This is a genomic window from Natrinema sp. CRL1 (assembly GCF_059162405.1).
This window is the reverse complement of the sequence record NZ_JBLVOY010000001.1, coordinates 280,862-296,496: the sequence shown is the minus strand read 5'-3', so window position 1 is coordinate 296,496 and position 15,635 is coordinate 280,862. Positions and strand designations below refer to the sequence as shown.

16 protein-coding genes are annotated in these 15,635 nt (G+C 65.8%); 6 read left to right on the top strand and 10 right to left on the bottom strand.

Annotation, left to right across the window (positions count from 1 at the left end; translation table 11 throughout):
* The first annotated feature begins 30 nt into the window (after positions 1-30).
* The gene (locus ACJYUO_RS01610) at positions 31-915 is read left to right on the top strand and encodes a hypothetical protein (protein WP_494343670.1); all 885 of its coding nucleotides are present in this window, start codon (positions 31-33) and stop codon (positions 913-915) included.
* Positions 916-985: 70 nt separating this feature from the next.
* Here ACJYUO_RS01610 and ACJYUO_RS01605 read toward each other — a convergent pair whose 3' ends face one another.
* From ACJYUO_RS01605 to ACJYUO_RS01590, 4 genes are all read right to left on the bottom strand, one after another.
* Positions 986-1,435 carry an AAA family ATPase gene (locus tag ACJYUO_RS01605; protein ID WP_494343669.1) on the bottom strand — a complete coding sequence of 150 codons (450 nt, stop codon included), beginning with the start codon at positions 1,433-1,435 and terminating at the stop codon, positions 986-988.
* 71 nt (positions 1,436-1,506) lie between these two features.
* Positions 1,507-1,647 (bottom strand): hypothetical protein, encoded by a 141-nt coding sequence (locus tag ACJYUO_RS01600; protein ID WP_494343668.1) that lies wholly within the window; start codon positions 1,645-1,647, stop codon positions 1,507-1,509.
* A gap of 84 nt (positions 1,648-1,731) precedes the next feature.
* Positions 1,732-2,769 (bottom strand): DUF7972 family membrane protein, encoded by a 1,038-nt coding sequence (locus tag ACJYUO_RS01595; RefSeq protein ID WP_494343667.1) that lies wholly within the window; start codon positions 2,767-2,769, stop codon positions 1,732-1,734.
* 81 nt (positions 2,770-2,850) lie between these two features.
* The gene (locus ACJYUO_RS01590) at positions 2,851-3,879 is read right to left on the bottom strand and encodes a DUF7972 family membrane protein (RefSeq protein ID WP_494343666.1); all 1,029 of its coding nucleotides are present in this window, start codon (positions 3,877-3,879) and stop codon (positions 2,851-2,853) included.
* Between the two features lie 147 nt (positions 3,880-4,026).
* Between ACJYUO_RS01590 and ACJYUO_RS01585 the strand changes: the two genes are divergently transcribed.
* Positions 4,027-5,079, top strand: coding sequence for a DUF7972 family membrane protein (locus tag ACJYUO_RS01585; protein WP_494343665.1), 1,053 nt, complete (start codon positions 4,027-4,029; stop codon positions 5,077-5,079).
* On the opposite strand, the gene ACJYUO_RS01580 is transcribed toward ACJYUO_RS01585, so the two are convergent.
* The gene (locus tag ACJYUO_RS01580; RefSeq protein WP_494343664.1) at positions 5,080-6,129 is read right to left on the bottom strand and encodes a DUF7972 family membrane protein; all 1,050 of its coding nucleotides are present in this window, start codon (positions 6,127-6,129) and stop codon (positions 5,080-5,082) included. It abuts the gene before it with no gap.
* 237 nt (positions 6,130-6,366) lie between these two features.
* On the opposite strand from ACJYUO_RS01580, the gene ACJYUO_RS01575 reads away from it, so the two are divergent.
* Complete coding sequence (locus tag ACJYUO_RS01575; protein ID WP_494343663.1) at positions 6,367-6,876, top strand: FxLYD domain-containing protein; 510 nt, start codon at positions 6,367-6,369, stop codon at positions 6,874-6,876.
* 55 nt (positions 6,877-6,931) lie between these two features.
* Here ACJYUO_RS01575 and ACJYUO_RS01570 read toward each other — a convergent pair whose 3' ends face one another.
* From ACJYUO_RS01570 to ACJYUO_RS01560, 3 genes are all read right to left on the bottom strand, one after another.
* Positions 6,932-7,279, bottom strand: coding sequence for a hypothetical protein (locus ACJYUO_RS01570; RefSeq protein ID WP_494343662.1), 348 nt, complete (start codon positions 7,277-7,279; stop codon positions 6,932-6,934).
* A gap of 290 nt (positions 7,280-7,569) precedes the next feature.
* Positions 7,570-8,406 (bottom strand): PspA/IM30 family protein, encoded by an 837-nt coding sequence (locus ACJYUO_RS01565; protein WP_494343661.1) that lies wholly within the window; start codon positions 8,404-8,406, stop codon positions 7,570-7,572.
* A 78-nt stretch (positions 8,407-8,484) separates the two neighbouring features.
* Positions 8,485-9,426, bottom strand: coding sequence for a winged helix-turn-helix domain-containing protein (locus ACJYUO_RS01560; protein ID WP_494343660.1), 942 nt, complete (start codon positions 9,424-9,426; stop codon positions 8,485-8,487).
* Between the two features lie 128 nt (positions 9,427-9,554).
* Between ACJYUO_RS01560 and ACJYUO_RS01555 the strand changes: the two genes are divergently transcribed.
* The 3 genes from ACJYUO_RS01555 (at position 9,555) to ACJYUO_RS01545 (ending at position 12,889) form a co-directional block, all read left to right on the top strand.
* Positions 9,555-11,195, top strand: coding sequence for a M23 family metallopeptidase (locus ACJYUO_RS01555; RefSeq protein ID WP_494343659.1), 1,641 nt, complete (start codon positions 9,555-9,557; stop codon positions 11,193-11,195).
* A 26-nt stretch (positions 11,196-11,221) separates the two neighbouring features.
* Positions 11,222-11,827: an alpha/beta hydrolase gene (locus ACJYUO_RS01550; protein ID WP_494343658.1), complete on the top strand. Its 606-nt coding sequence runs from the start codon at positions 11,222-11,224 to the stop codon at positions 11,825-11,827.
* A 156-nt stretch (positions 11,828-11,983) separates the two neighbouring features.
* Entirely contained in the window at positions 11,984-12,889 is a 906-nt protein-coding gene (locus ACJYUO_RS01545; RefSeq protein WP_494343657.1) for an FRG domain-containing protein, read from the top strand.
* Between the two features lie 39 nt (positions 12,890-12,928).
* Here ACJYUO_RS01545 and ACJYUO_RS01540 read toward each other — a convergent pair whose 3' ends face one another.
* Both ACJYUO_RS01540 and ACJYUO_RS01535 read right to left on the bottom strand, forming a co-directional pair.
* The gene (locus ACJYUO_RS01540) at positions 12,929-14,782 is read right to left on the bottom strand and encodes an ATP-binding protein (RefSeq protein ID WP_494343656.1); all 1,854 of its coding nucleotides are present in this window, start codon (positions 14,780-14,782) and stop codon (positions 12,929-12,931) included.
* A 56-nt stretch (positions 14,783-14,838) separates the two neighbouring features.
* Positions 14,839-15,627, bottom strand: coding sequence for a cohesin domain-containing protein (locus ACJYUO_RS01535; RefSeq protein WP_494343655.1), 789 nt, complete (start codon positions 15,625-15,627; stop codon positions 14,839-14,841).
* Positions 15,628-15,635 lie beyond the last annotated feature (8 nt).

The following is a 15,635-nucleotide window of genomic DNA, read 5'->3' as shown; positions in this document are numbered from 1 at the left end:
CATAGCCGTCGTCGGTGTGGAGATGGTGGCATGGACGACAGCGACGACGATCCGATCGTGTCCCGACGGGCGCTGTTGCAGGCCTCGGCCGGAACGGTCGGGCTCTCGGCCGTCGGCAGCGTCCGCGCCGACGGGGCCGGCAGCGGGGCCGAGGCCGAGGTCGCCCGACGGTTCGATCGGGACTGTCCGGACGCGACCATCGAACCCGGGATGGCCCACTGCGAGGGGACGACTGCGGAGGGCTGTACGGACGACCATCCGGCGACGACCGAGTTGCAGTCGGCGGTCGCCGACTCCCTCGAGAGCCGGTATCCCGACGTGGACGCGCTGCTCGAGGCGGGGTACAAACCGTACTTCGATACCCTCGAGAGCGGTGACGACAGCTGGTCCCACTGGCTCAGCCCGGCGTTCATCGGCGACGACGAGCTACTGGCTCCCGAGCGACCGGAATCGGTCCTCGTCGACAACGACTCGTGGCGGTCGATCGGCGTGATGTTCATCGCGACGCAGGACGGGGAGTCGGTCGAGCCGCCGGCGGTCTACGGCGAGGACGAGGCTGCGGCCGAGGCGCAATGTTCGCCGTGGCACGCCCACACCGGCCTCCCCGGGAGATTCGCGTGGTGGTTCTATCAGCAGGCCTACGAGCAAGAATACCAGGATGGAACCCTCGAGTTCCCCTGCCGGACGCCGTGTATGCTCCACGTCTGGACCGTCGACCACCCCGAGAGCGTCTATGCACACGATGCGCCGCCGACGGAGTATCGAGACCTGCCACCCGCCGACGAGCCCGACTTCGACACCGATGCGGTCCCCGGCGAAGACGAACTCGATTGGGAGGCGCTGCCGGACGATGTCGTCCCGGATCGAACCCCCGACGAGTTCGGCCTGCCGGATCCGTTCGGTATCGATTTCTAAGACACCGCAGACAAACGCGACGGGCCGGATACTCCAAATAGCGACGTATCGCCGCTGTTGTAGCGGTTCGTCACCCCTCGAGCCAGTCCCCGATCGCGGCCGCGATTCGGTCAGCCGCCTCGTCGGGTCCGTACCGATCGGTGTCGATTTCGCAGTCCGCGTCGGGTGTGTCGAACTCCCGATAGACGACGTGGACACCCTGTTCCTCGATCGGATCCGAACGCGTTCGATTGCGCTCGAGGCAGGTCTCGAGGCTCGCGGTCACGTGGACGAACCGAACATCGTCGAAGGCTCGGAACCGCGTCTGCCACTGCCGGCGATAGAACGTGCCGTCGACCAGCGTGACCCCGGTTTCCGGTGCGTCCCTGACTCGCACGGCCAACTGCTCGTAGGTGCGACTCGAGAAAGAATCGGAGTGAAACGACCGGACCGGAACGGCTCGGGACTCGAGTCGGTCGCGAACGCGGGCCGTGACGGTGGACTTGCCCGCACCCGGCGGCCCGCAGATGACGACGATCACGGGCAGGGATAGCGGCCGGGGCTATACCAATGGCGTGGATCGCGACCCCGCGGCCGGGACCGCTCCGGCGTTCAGAGCACCGCGGACTCCGAGCCCGTCGGCCTCGAAGGGAGTTCCGCGAGACAGCGCCGGCAGTAGGTGTAGAAGACGTCGTTTTCGGTCCGGCAGACACGGCACGGCTGTGTGGTCGTCGTGTCGGATACCGTCGACATGGCCGGCGGTTCGGTCCGAGGGTCAAAAACCGCGGGGGCTCACGTCTGCAAGCATCCGCGATTCTCGGCGCGATACGGCGCGGCTCACTCCCAGTCGATCTCCTCGCCACGGCTCGACTCCCGCAGGATGAACGGCCCGATCGCGAGCGTCCGTTTGGCCATCGTCGCGACCCGCAGGATGAACGCGATCAGCAGGAGGAACGGCGCGACGGCGATCGTCGCCGCCGCGACCACGATCCAGACGAGGATGTCGACGCCGAGAAACACGCCCGTCACGGCGTTCGCATCGAAGAACAGCAGCATCGACATCGTGACCACCAGCGCGGGGACGGCGACGTACATCATCGCCCGCGAGAGGTTGATCAGCTCCCACTGGAAGTACAGCGTCTTGAAGTGCTCCCGAGCGAGGCCGAACAGTTTCAGCGACTCGAGTAAGTCGTCGTAGGCGTCGCGGGCCTCGTCGGTAAAGGAGTCGGCGTGGGCGTTTTGAATCCGTCGAGCGCGGAAGATCTTCCACGAGTAGTTGTAGTCCAGTGCCGCCTTGACGACCGCGTACGTGCCGAATTGGGCGTCCTCGAGGTCGTCGCGGATCGAGTCGGCGTGAGTCGTCACGTTGTCGACGAAATCGTCGACGCGCTCTTTGAGTTCTTCGTCCTGGCTCTCGGAGACGGCCTCGCGGAAGTCGTGGGCCCGATCCTCGGAGGCGGCGACGACCGCCCGCAGGAACGAGGCCGGTTCCGGCGGGCTAATCGGCGCGTCGATCGACCCCTCGACGTTCTGCCGGAAGTCGAGTGCTCCCTCGAGGCGCTCGCGCTGGTCTTCGACGGCTCCGAGTTCCTGGGAGAGCACCAGCGAGTTGATCGTGACCACGAGCGTGACGCCGGTTATCAGCGCGGTCGTCAGCGCCTGAAAGAGCGTCTCGACTGGGTCTTGACTCCCCATGAGCGCCCTGAATGAGACGGGGCTGAGGCGGGCGACGGCGAGCAGGCCGAGGAAAACGAACAGCATGAGTCCGGCGGCGACGACCCACCGATTCGCGTTCAACAGCAGCCGGTGTTTCCACGTCGGGTCTGCACTACGCTGGGCCATCGTGTCGCTGGGCTGGGACCCGTCGCCGCTCATCGTTCGATTCGGACGATACCGGACGGCCCCGGAAATAGCTACGGCACGAACCGGCGGTCGAACGGGGCAATACCGGCAGCGTTAGCCGAGATCTTCGTCGCGCTCGGACTCCCGCAGAATAAAGGGCCCCATCGCGAGGGTCCGCTTTGCGACCGTCGCGATCCGGAGGATGTAGACGATGAAGACGACGAAGGGCGCGATGCCGACGACGAACCCTACGCTGGTCAGCCAGACGAGGTTGTCGACGGTCAGCGTCGTCCCGGGGAGGGCGGTGCCATCGACGTACATCATCAGGAGTCCCATCACCGCCAGCGCGGGTACTGCGATGTACAACAGCGCCCGCGAGAGGTTGATCAATTCCCACTGAAAGTACAGCGTCTTGAAGTGCTCGCGGGCGGGGCCGAAGAACTTCAGAATCTTGATCATCTCGTCGATCTCGTCGTCGGCTTCGTCCGAGAGGTCGTCGCCGTGATCGGCTCGGATCTCGCGCGCGTCGTGAATCTTCCGCGAGTAATTGAAGTTCAAGGCGTTCCAGATCACATTGAACGTGCCGAACTGAGCGTCCTCGAGGTCGTCCTTGACGACCCGTGCGTTCTCGACCGCGTCGTCGACGTAGTCGGAGACTTTCTCTCGTATCTCGTCGTCGTGGTCTGTCGACACCGCCTGCTCGAGATCTTCGGCCTCCTGTTCGACCCCGTCGACGAGTTCGTAGAGAAACGCCGCAGGTTCGGGGGGCATGACGTCTTCTTCCTCGAGTGCGTCCTCGATGTCGCCGCGAAATTCCATGGCGTCTTGCATGCGATCGCGCTGGTCGCCAACCGCACCGAGTTCCTGTGAGAGGACAAGTTGGTTGATCGTGACGACGATCGACGTCCCCGTGATGATCGCGCCGATGAACGCCGAAAAGATCCAGAAGGTGCCGTTGTGCTGGGCGACGATGAGCCGTAAGGGCGTGAGCCCGACCTTGCTGGAGCCGACCAGCACGACGAACACGATCGCCAACACGGCCGCCGTGAAGAGCCACCGGTTCAGTCGAAGCAACACCCACAGCCGCGGGCCGCCGACGCCAGCCCGCTGGCTCAGTACGCCGCTCGAGTCCGAGTCGCTCATTGACTGTGGAAACGGACGGCGGCACGGGGTAAAATACTCATCCGGGCGAAAGCAACCCCACCGTCGACGACCGTCTCCCGTTCTCCCGGAGACGGCTATCGTTGACGGCCAAAGGCTTGTAGGCGGGGCCATGGTACGACCGGTTCCATGAGCGATTCCGGCGAGCACGCGAGCGAGGAGACATCGAACACGATGGTCGACCGCGTTCGCGGCGGCCGACTGACGTTGTGGTTTCTGGTCGAAGGGAACCGCGTTCTCGTCGCCGGCGTGATGCTCGCCGTTTCGTACGTCCTTCTCGTCGGTCTCGGTACGTTCGGTCCCGGCTCCATCTCGAAGCTGTTCGATCCCGCTCCGATCGCCTCGACGTTCACCCCAACCATCATCGGGATCATCATGGGCGTCACGCTCGTGTTGACGTTCAACCAGTTCGTCCTCGCCGAGGAACTCGGGCCCGTCGCCGATCAGCGCGAGCGCATGGCCGGTGCCATGGAGTTCCGTCGAGACACCGAAGACGCCGTCGACCGGACCACCAGTCCCCCCGAACCTTCCGTCTTCCTCCGCGGCCTCGTCGAAGCGACCGGCGACCGGGCCGACGAACTCCTCGAGGCCCTCGAGTCGAATCCCGACCTCGACGAGGCGGTTCGCAAGGACGTCCGCGAGTACGCCGCGGGGATCGTCGCCGACGCCGACCGGGTCGCCGACAACCTCGAAGGCAAGGAATTCGGCCGGTTCGAGGTCGTCAAAGCCGCCCTCGAGTACAACTACTCCTGGAAGATCTACACCGGCAACCGGGTCCGGAACCGCCACGAGGGGGCGCTCCCCGACGCCGTCGGCGACGAACTCGAGGCGTTACTCGAGGTCCTCGGCTTTTTCGGCCCGGCTCGCGAGCACTTCAAGACGCTGTACTTCCGGTGGGAGATCATCACCCTCTCGCGGTCGCTGGCGTACCTCGCTCTGCCCGCGCTCGCGGTCTCGGCGTACATGATCCTCGTCTTCGAGGTGGGTGACGTGGCCGGAGTGGTGGCGGGGTTCGACCGCGGACTGCTGTTCGTCGGTCTCGCCTTCGCCGTCGGCGTGACGCCCTTTGCGATCTTCCTATCGTACATCCTCCGAGTCGTGACGGTCGCGAAGTGGACGCTCGCGATCGGGCCGTTCATCCTCCGGGAGACCGATCGCGGCAGCGACGTCGGGTGGGACTGACTACTCGTCTTCCCCGTAGGTCACGTCGAACGGCCCTTCGTCGGGATCTTTCTGCGGGATCATCGGCCCGACGGACGCGGTCCGGCGCGTGATCGTCGCGGTCCGGAGGATGTAGGCGGCAAGCAGCGCGAGCGGCGAGAGGGCGACGACGATCAATACGGGGACGAGATAGGGGAGCACGGCGGCGCTGACGCTCGGACCGGTGAAGTCGGCATAGAGGAGGCCGACGAGGACCGCCGACAGGATCGACGGAACGCCGCAGTAGATCGTAAGCTGGGAGAACCGGGTGAGTTCCCGCTGCAAGTACGTCGTCTTGAACTGCTCTCGAGCCACGTTGAACAGTTTCAGGGAGTCGAGTAACGCCTCGAGTCGCTCGGTGGCGGCCGGCGACAGCGTGTCGGCGTACTCGCCGTGTATGTGCGTGCCGACGTACAGGTGCCATGCTTCGTCGTAATCGATCGCCGCCGAAACGGCGGTGAACGTGTCGAAATCGGACGATTCGAACCGGTCCTCGATTCGATCGGTCCGCTGCTTGATGTCGTTCGTATACCGGACGACCGTCTCCCGCGCCGGGTCGTCGTGATCCGCGACGGCGTCGGCGAGGTCGGCGGCGTCGTGGTGGACGGCTTCGGTGAGTAACTCGAGCACTCTGGTGGGAGTCACCGGGGTCGCGGGAACGGCGGCGACGTCGGCCACGTCCTCGCGGAACTCCACGACGCCCTCGAACCGGTCGCGGGCTTTGCTGGCCGCGCTGAACTCCTGGGAGAGGATCAGCTGGTTGACGGAGACGACCAACGTCACGAGCGAGAACGTCCCCGCGATCATCCCGCTTGCCACGCGCGTCACGGAATTGGGGTTGACGAAGTTGATCAGCCGCAATTCGTGCAGTCCGACGATGAGGGCGAAGATCGCAATCGAGATGGCGGCCGCGACGCTCAACCGGTTCCCCGTGAGGAGAACCCACTCCTGGAACCGCGCCAGCGGCCCCGCCCGGGTTCCCACGTCGGCCCCGTATGACTCGAGCGTGTCGTCGGTCTCGGAGGACCCCATACGACACGTTCAATCGACCCGACAATAAGGGCCTGCGTTGCATACACCGCCGGGGTCGGCGGTGTGCCGGGTTTCGCGCCGACGCGAGGGTCGCTCGAGAGAAAAGGGGACCACGCGGCCGACAGCCAGGTAGGGAACGCAAACTGTCGCTTCAAGGCCTACACTGAAATGTGTCCGCGGTGTCGTCCGAGATATGCTCGGAGCGGGAACCACGCGGCGAACGAGGGCTCGGGATCGATGACCGGATCGAGGGAAAAGAGCAGACGGCGAGTCCTCGCGTCGCTCGGTGCGGGGATCGCGGTCGCGGCCGCCGGCTGTACCGGAAGTGGCGGCCTCGACGGGCAGCCGTCCTACGAGGACGGCAACATCGGCGACATAAACGCCAGTAACGTCTCCAACCGGTCGGCAAGCGAGATGTCGACGGCGGCGGCCCTCGCCGAACAGCAACCGAGCAATTCGGTGACGCCGCTCGATCCGCTTTCGCTGGTCGACCACGAGTTCGTCGTCGAGGACGGCTATCTCGGCTCGACGATCCAAGGCACCGTCCGGAACACCGGTAGCGACCGGATTCAGATCGTCGAGGTGCGAACGCGAATCTACAACGACGCCGGCAACCTCCTCGGCCGGTATCTCGCCAGCACCGGCGACCTCGGGGCCGGCGATACCTGGGAATTTCAGGTCGTCGTCCTCGAGGCCCCCTCAGACATCGCCGACTACGATATTACCGTGCTGGGAACACCCTCTTGAAACCGATCCTGTCGGCAGCCCCACTCGACGCAAGCCCCGTTCGCCGCGACGGGGCTCAGTCGCCGGCCCCGTTCAGGAGTTCGTCGTCGACCCCGTCGTAGACCGCGTCGGCGGTCACGGCGAGCGCATAGGCGGGCCGCCCCTTCCCCGTCGGCGACGTCGCGGTCGGCTCGACCTCGTCGACGAGCCCCTCGTCCTCGAGTTGGTAGAGCGACCGGATGACATCCGCTTCGGTGATCGTGCCGACGACCTCCGTGTCGACGGCGGAGAGCTGTTGCTTGCAGTGTCGTCGGAGGTCGTGGGTCTGGACCGGCGTCTCGTCTTCGCCGGCGAGTTCGGTGACGCCGAGCAGGACGACCTGTGCGGTCAGCGAAACGGATTCGAACGGTGACTCGTCGCTCATAGTACGGATATATTCGTAGACAATGGTAATCGTTTCTCTGCCTCACAGCGCTGGAAGGGAAAAATAGTTCCACGTTGACAAGAGAAGGGCGAACTCACAGTCATCCCGGTTGGTGTTCGACTGCGGCGGCTCACGTCGTCTCGCAGCGAACGAAAGTTGGCTACTCTCCTACTCCGTGCAGGAAGTCACTCAGTGCCGAAAATCCGAATCCGCGCTCCGTCAGCGCCGACGATCCGAAACTACGCTCCGAAAACGGACTCCTGTGCCGGGACACTGTCAGCGAGCGATTCCTATGCGTTCTCTTCGTCCTGTAGCTCCGCGAGTTCGGCTTCGACGTCTTCCTGATCGTCACCCTCGAGTTCCGTGAGTTCGTCCTCGTCGACCTCGGCCGCGGCCTCGGCTTCCGTCTCGGTCTCCGTCTCCGTTTCGCCCCCACCCACGTCGGACTTGAGCGTCTCGAGTTCGGCTTCGACGCCGCTGTCGGTCTCTAGCTGCTCGAGTTCGCGGTCGATGTTGTCCTTATCCGAGAGGACGTCGTCGAACGCGCCCGACTCGTGGAGTTCGTCCATCGCGGCGGCGCGGGCCTCCATGTCCTCGGTCTGTTCCTCGGCGCGTTCGATGGCGCGACCGACGTCTTCGAACTCCTCGCCGGTGGCCGTCATGGCCTCTGAGACCGTGGAACTGGCTTTGGCAGCCTCGTGGCGGGCCTTCATCGTCTCCTTTTTCGTGCGGAACTCCTCGATGCGGCTCTGGAGTTCGTTCTTCTGGTCGATCAACCGGTCCTGCTGGTTCTGTAGGTCCGAGATCTGGCGCTCGAGGTCCTCGATCTGGTTCATCTTCGTTTTCTTCTTCTCTAAGGCGCGTCGCGCCAGATCCTCGCGGTCCTGCTGAACCGCGGTTCGAGCCTGATCGTTGTGCTTCTCGACGTTGTCCTCGAGCCGGCGTTTCTGCATCTCGAGGCGTTTTTTCTGCGTGGTGAGATCGGCGATGCCGCGTTTGACCTGCTGGAGTTGGTCCCGCATCTGCTCGTAGGAGTAGTCCAGCGTTTCGGTCGGATCCTCGGCCCGGTTGAGCACCGAGTTGAGTTTCGACCGGATGACGTAGGAAGTCCGAGAGAGGATGCCCATACTCGCTACGTATTGCTCGCCGGCCTTAAAAATGTCACTTCAGGAATATCCAATGTCGCCGACGCCGACCGCGAGCGGTCACCGATCGACACCGACCGACCGGACGGTCAGCGAGTCGTCGACGACGATCGTCGCCGTTCCCGCGTCGCCCTCAACCGAGAGTTCGATCCGGACCGGCTCCCGGGACTCGATCCGCGCGGTCGGTGCGGGGAGTTCCCAATCGGCACGCTCGAGGTCGACACCGGCGTCGACGAGCGCGCTGGCGACGCGGCCGTCGAACAGCAGCGGCGGGAGCGGCCCCATGCCGACGAGGAACGTACAGGTCTCGCAGGCGATTTCGACCACAACGTCCTCGGATTCGCCGTCCTCGACATCCTCGCTGACCATACCGCCCTCGCCACCCCCGTCGGTACCGCCGTCCTCGCCGCCCCACCCGTCCGCACCGTGCTCGAGGTGGACGTCGACGGCCGTCTGTCCCGCACAGAACGGACATTGGCCCGTCCGGGCGAGTCCGGCGTGGTATCTCGCGCGACGGGCGGTCGCTCGCACGACGGCGTCGGGATCCCGCTCGTCGACCCCGTTTTTCGGGAACGGGTAGGTAAAGCCGGGCCACTCCGCACAGGCCGAACACTCGACCGTGACGAACCCACGTTCGTACCGCAGGCCCACCGTCCCCTCACAGCGCGGACAGGTCGAATCGATCGCCGTCCGGTCGAACGCGAGGCGGTCGGTCGGCCGATGGGCAAGGACGGCCCGATACAGCGCCGTCACCGCCGCCGTCGGCACGTAACCGTCCTCGACCTCCCGAACATAGACGCCTCGAAGCTTGTCGAGGTGGTAGTTGAACTTCCCGCTGTCGCGCATGCCGACCGCGTCCATCAGCTCCGCATACGATCGTGGCTCGGTGTAGACGGCACGCCAGTCCTCGAGCAGGGCCAACAGGATCTCGAGGCGGATTTCGTGATCGAGCAGGGAGAACGCGTCCCGAACCGCGGTCTCCGACTCGTCGTCCGGCGTCATGTCCCAGCATTGTCCCGACATCGCATTGATCGTTCCGGACGTGCGGACCTCGAATGCTGTATGTTGACTTGGAACGTGAAATGCAGTTCACAAAGCGGTTACGTGGTACTGGCACGATCATTGTCTCGATGAGTGAACGGATGCGTTCCGTCCCGACCACCCTCGCCTCGCGGGCTCGGCGTCGACTGCGGTCGTTCGAGCCGATGTACCTCGCCTTTCTGGGGCTGCTCGCGCTGCCCAGTTACGTCTTCGACTCGCTGGCGATCCTCGAGCTCTTCGAGCTGTTCTTCCTGTTTTTGCTCTGGCCGCTCGTCTCGCCGCTGCTAGATCTGGCGTTGCAACGCGGGGCTGACGAGGAAAGCGAGGAACCGACCGACTGGATCGAGATGGGGACCTGGCGGGAATACGCGACGTGGATCCTGACGATGCCGTTGGCGTTTATCAATCCCCTCGTGCTGGCACAGGACCTCTCGCAGTGGCTCGGCACCGGCGTGGCGTTCGTCCGTCATCGGGGGACACTCCCCGACGCCGAGACCTACGACCAGCAGGCCTCCTATCGCCTTCCGTTCGACGGCACGTGGACCGTCGTCAACGGGAGCTACGATCACGATTACTCCCACTCGTGGTTCCCGGCAACCCAGCGGTACGCCTACGACTTCGTGATCACCGACGAATCGGGCCGAACCGCCCCCGAGGAGTCCGGGTCGGCCGTGGACGGCTACTACTGCTACGACGAGCCGGTTCTGGCCCCCGCCGCCGGCGTCGTCATCGACGTCTTCGACACCGACTTCGAGCCATCCCGCGGTGGCGGCCTCTCTCACCCATTGAAACGGGACATCCGCGGGTGCTACGTCGTGCTCCAACACGCACCCGACGAGTACAGCTGTCTGGCCCACCTCGTCCCCGGCACCACAGCGGTCGCGCCCGGAGACCGAGTACGCCGCGGGCAGGAGATCGGCCGCTGTGGCCACTCCGGCAACTCCTCCGAACCGCACCTCCACTTCCAGTTGCAAGACCACCCCCGCTTCGAACTCGCGGCGGGGCTCCCGATCGCCTTCGATGCCGTCGACGCCGAGTGGCCCGGTGTCCGACCGTCGATCGCCGATCCCCGCCCCGGCGCGGCCGACGGAGACGGCACCGAGCACGACATTGGTCCGACCGACGAGTCACTCGAGGACGGGGACGAGAACGCAGACGGCGACCGGACGTTCCTCTCCGCCGGCCAACGCGTCGCCCACGTCGATCGCTCGGACGAGGATCCGGAGCCAAATTGGGAGAAGATCGACGAACAACCGGCCGAACGCGACGCGGATCGAGCCCGAGCCTCGAGCGATGACGGTGCCGGACTCGCCACGCTGTCCCGCGGCGCGTTCGGGACGTGCGTCGGCGGTGTCATCGCGTTTTTCGCGCCGATCGTCGTCGCCCCTGCCACCGTCACACCCCTGCTGGTCGGCGGGGCCGCACTCGCCGCGGGCTGGTGGATCCGTGTCGCAATCGGAGGGAAGCGCTACCGACACCGGCCCGGCGGCCTCGGCGTCGTCGTCGGCCTCGGACTCGTCGCCGCTGCTGTCCAATATGGCGGGCTCGGCTCGAGTCTCGGAGTCGGGGTCCAAAATCTCGGCGCGCTCGCGTTCGCGGTCGGGTTCGTCGGCTACGCTCTCCTCGGCGAGTACGATCGACGCCGCTGGCGCGAGGCGTTCCCCGACCTGACGGTCTCCCCTATGGCAGCTCGAGCCGGCCGCGCCGCGCTCGAGGGCGACGGGGATTGATTACCGCCGCGTCACAACGGGTTCACATGACCGACGTGTTGCTCCCCGGGGGCCGCGACGTGCGCGGGACGCTCGAGGAACCGGCCGGCGAAACCGACGCGGTCGTCGTCGCGTGTCCGCCCCATCCCCAGCAAGGTGGCTCGCGGAGCGATCAGCGGCTCCGCGCGGTCTCGGAGGCACTCCTCGAGGCCGGCATCGCCTGCCTGCGGTTCGACTACGGCGCGTGGGACGAGGGCTACGGCGAGCGAGCGGACGTTCGCAACGCCGTTCGGTGGGCCCGCGAGGAGTACGACTGCCCTATTGGCGTCTTCGGCTACAGCTTCGGCGCGTCGCTGGCGCTGCTCGCCGCAACCGAGACCGACCCCGACGCCGTCACCGTCCTCGCACCTACAGCACAACTCGCGGACGATCTCGACGCACTCGAGGCGCTGTCCCGACTCGAGTCCCCACTCCACTTGCTGTACGGTGAGCGGGACACGACCGTCGACTGGGAACCGCTCGTCGACCGAGCGAGCGAGCGCGGCGACGAGGTCACCGCGCTGGCGGGCGATCACTTCTTCCTCGGGAAATACGACGAAATCGGGACGACGGTCGGGTCGTTCTTCGAACGGACGCTGCTCGAACCGTTCTAAGCGGCACCGAGAGCGTCGAACGGTGAGAAGGGGACGAAGACACTCTCGAGCGTCGGTAAGTCACCGCAAGACGCGGGAATCGTTTTCCGGGCGACGCGAGTACACTCTCGGTGTGGACCCGGCACACGACCGAGGGCGGAACGGCCGTCCATCCCGATGACCGCCGACCGACTCCAACCGGTCGCGCGGGCCGAGACGTGGACCGAACTGCAGCGACTGGTCTCCCAAGCGATGTGGATGCCGGAGATCGGTCGCCACCGCTCGCCGTACGTGTTCCGCGGCGTACCCGACGAGTCGTTCAGCCTCGAGACGTCGATCGACCGCTTCGTCGGCGAGTCCCAAAAGTGGAACCTCGAGCCGCTATTGCTCCGGAATTTCGCCCAGTACGCGGCCGACGAGATCGACGACCCGCAGTCGATCTGGCACCTGCTCTCGATCGCCCAACACTACGGGCTGCCGACGCGGCTGCTCGACTGGTCGTTCTCCCCGCTCGTCGCGGCGTACTTCGCCACTCGGACCGGCGATACCGACCACGACGGGGCGATCTGGGCCGTCGACTACCGGAAACTGCACGCCGACCTGCCCGACCCCTACCAGTCAGTCCTCGAGATGACGGAGACCCACATGCTCGATACGCACCTCCTCTCGAACGCGACGGTAGCAGTCGAGTCGCACGATTCCGGCCGCGACGACGACGGCTTCGCCTCGGCGCGAACCCTCAACGATGTCGCTCGCATCGACGAACTCTGGCGGGAACGGTGGGCACCCGACGCGGGCCCCGACGAGGAGTACGTCATGTTCTTCCGGCCGCCCGCGATCGACGAGCGGATCGGCACCCAGTCGGCCGTCTTCTCCTTCCAATCCGATCCGCGGCTGCTCCTCGATCGGTGGCTCGCGGACCGCCCCGACTGTTATCGGAAGATCGTCATCCCGGGCGAGCGCAAACTCGAGTTCCGCGACAAACTGGATCAGATGAACGTCAATCACCGAACGCTGTTCCCCGACCTCGCAGGGCTGGCGACGTGGCTCAAGCAGTACTACCAGCCACAGGGGCAGCGGTGAGCGGGCGTGACCCTCGAAACGGGCCCGCGGACTTCGGGATTAGTCCCGGCCGTGCCGGGTGAGACACTTCGGCAGCCCGATCAGTTCGACCGGCTCCGAGTTATCGGGCGAGTAGACGACCATCTGACCCTTCTCCATGTAGGGGACTTTCGACTCGAGGTTGCTGGGGATGTTCACGCTCTTGATGGCGTCCTCGTCGCCGAGGTTCAGCACGACGGTGGTGTTGATTTGTTTGAACACGGCGTCGTGGATGTCCTGTGGGTCCTGCGTGATCAGAAAGAGGCCGAGACGCTCTTTCCGGCCCTGTTTGGCGGCCTCGGTGAACTTGTTGATGACTTTCCCCGCCTGCACGGAGTCCGCGTCGGTCAGGAAGTTGTGGGCCTCGTCCATCCCGAGCACGAGCGGGGTCTCCTTGATTCGGTCGTAGGCCGGGTCGTTCGAGAGCTTCTGATCGATGATGAGCGAGGAGACCGCGAGAACGATGGCTTCGGTCGCTCGGCTATCGTTGATGTGATAGGTCGGCACCACGGTCAGCCCGCCGGGGCGAACGAACTCGTGGACGAGGTCGGTGATCGGCCGGGCGTCCTGATCGAAGACGTGGCCGAAGCCGAGCACGCGCCGCCGGACCGCGTCGAAGGTCGCCTCGTGGACCCGGCCGGACTCGTCGAGTTCCTCGCGCAGCGCGGGGTCGTCGAGGAACGTCGTGAACTCCTCGTAGGTGCCGCCGTCGCCGTACTGCTTGCGGAATCGCGGCAGGAGCACGCTGACCAGCGCGCCGTACTGGTTGTCGTTCAACCCGCTGCCCGCGACCAGCCACGGGTTGTCGTAGACCATCGAGAACGGAATCGTGAACTCGACTTGCTCCGCGCGGTGGTGGCCCGCGGCGTACGACGCCGATCCGATCTTCGGGACGAAGGCGGTCGTGTCCTCGTGACCGCCGTAAGCGATCCCCTCGCGCTCGAGGCGGCGCGCGAACTCGTCGTCCAGGTCGGGGTTGTCGTCGTGCATCTGGGAATACTCGTCTTGGGGATCGAACTGGACGACGGCGGGCCGGACCTCGCGGCCATCGTCCATCGGGTACGTCCGCTCTTCGTCCAAGTACTGACGCAGGATGTTCTTCGCGCCGTGGGTCTTCCCCGACCCCGTCCCGCCGGCGATCAGGGAGTGGCGGAAGACGAGCGGATCGCCCGCGTCGTAGTCGTCTTTCAGTCGGTAATCGATCGTCGGCGGCGACGCGGCGGTCCGCACCTTCTCGCCGCCGACCGAGAGGTGGCCGAGGAAGACGCCGTCTTCCGGCATCTTCAGCCCGGTCTTGATCTCTTCGGTGTCGTCGGCCTGCCGGATCACCGTCTGGGGTTTCGGCACGCGGTCGGTCATCCGGCGTTTCAGTTCGCCGTCGTCGTCGTACAGCACCGCGACCGGCTCGAGTTCCGCGACGAACTTGTAATCGGACTCGTCGATCTCGTCGGTTCGCATCGCCCGGCGGGCATGGATCTCCGTCGCGTCGTCGGCGTGGTACTGCTGGGCGTACTCGAGGCCGGTGATCCGACAGAAGAGGGTCTCGCCGTCGGGGTAGGGCGCGAGCAGGTAGCTCCCGATGCGGATCGACGAGCGATTGCCGCGGGTGACGTAGGCCCGGAGCGCGGTCTCGTCTCCGTCCTCGGCGACGCGCAGCCCCTGCGAGACGCAGATCGTCCCGATACCGACGTCATCGCCGCTGGGCTCGACGGGCGTCGGTTCGAACTCGTCGCGTTCCTCACCGGTCGTCGAACTCGCACTCGCCGCGCGTCCGGTGCCAGAATTCGATGGCGACGAGTCCGCTGTCTCAGCGTCAGCGCCGTCTCCGGTATCGGCGCTGGCGTCGAAGTCGCCGAAGTCTCCCAGATCGGTCATATCACCTCAATCCGGCCCGTTCCTCAAACACGTTTCCCTCCACCCGTCGGGACTGTCTAGGAACGGCGACCGTCACGACCGGCCACAAACCGAGCCACTGCGAGTGCAACGACGAGGAGAGCGATCTCGAGCGTGAACCCTGAAACTGGCTCGTCACCGGCTGAATCGGCCGCCTCGTCCTCGCTCGAGGCCGCAGCCTCGCGGTCGATCTCGTCAGGATCGGGGTGGTCGAACGCCTCGAGGGACTCGTTGCCGCCGTCGATCGCGACCGTCACGGGCTCGTCGACGACGGCCGACGGATAGTCGCCAGTGAGTTCGACGGCGCTCTCGCCAAAGGAGATCGGCGTCGTCCCGGCCTCGGCGTCCTCGGCGACGCTGATGGTCAGCGTCGCGATCGTTCCCGTTCCGGTCGTGCCGCCGGCGGCGGGCTCGCGGCGCTGCTCGAGGATTGTCGTCCCCTGCTCGCGGGCGACCGTTTCCGTCGCGTTGATCTCGGTGTCCGCGCCCTCGAGCCACGGTCCGCGCTCGATATCGGTGACTGCGAGGTAGTCGGGGTGATACTGGGCGACCAGTTCCACGGCCTCGACGCCCTCGCCGCCGTGACCGCCCTGACTCCGGAGCGAAACGTCGATCCGAATCGTCTCGCCGGGCGCGGCCTCGACCTGCGTCTGCTCGGGCGAGACGATCGCGACCTGATCGATCGCGGCGACCGTCCCCGCGACGACAGGGATCGCAAGTGAGAGGGCGAGGAACATCGCGAGCAGGCAGGCGACGACGCGATCGCGGGCGGGTCCGAACCCGTCGGCCCGGCGGTCGCCGTCGGGTGGGTCGTCAGTTCGCAACACGTCTGGCC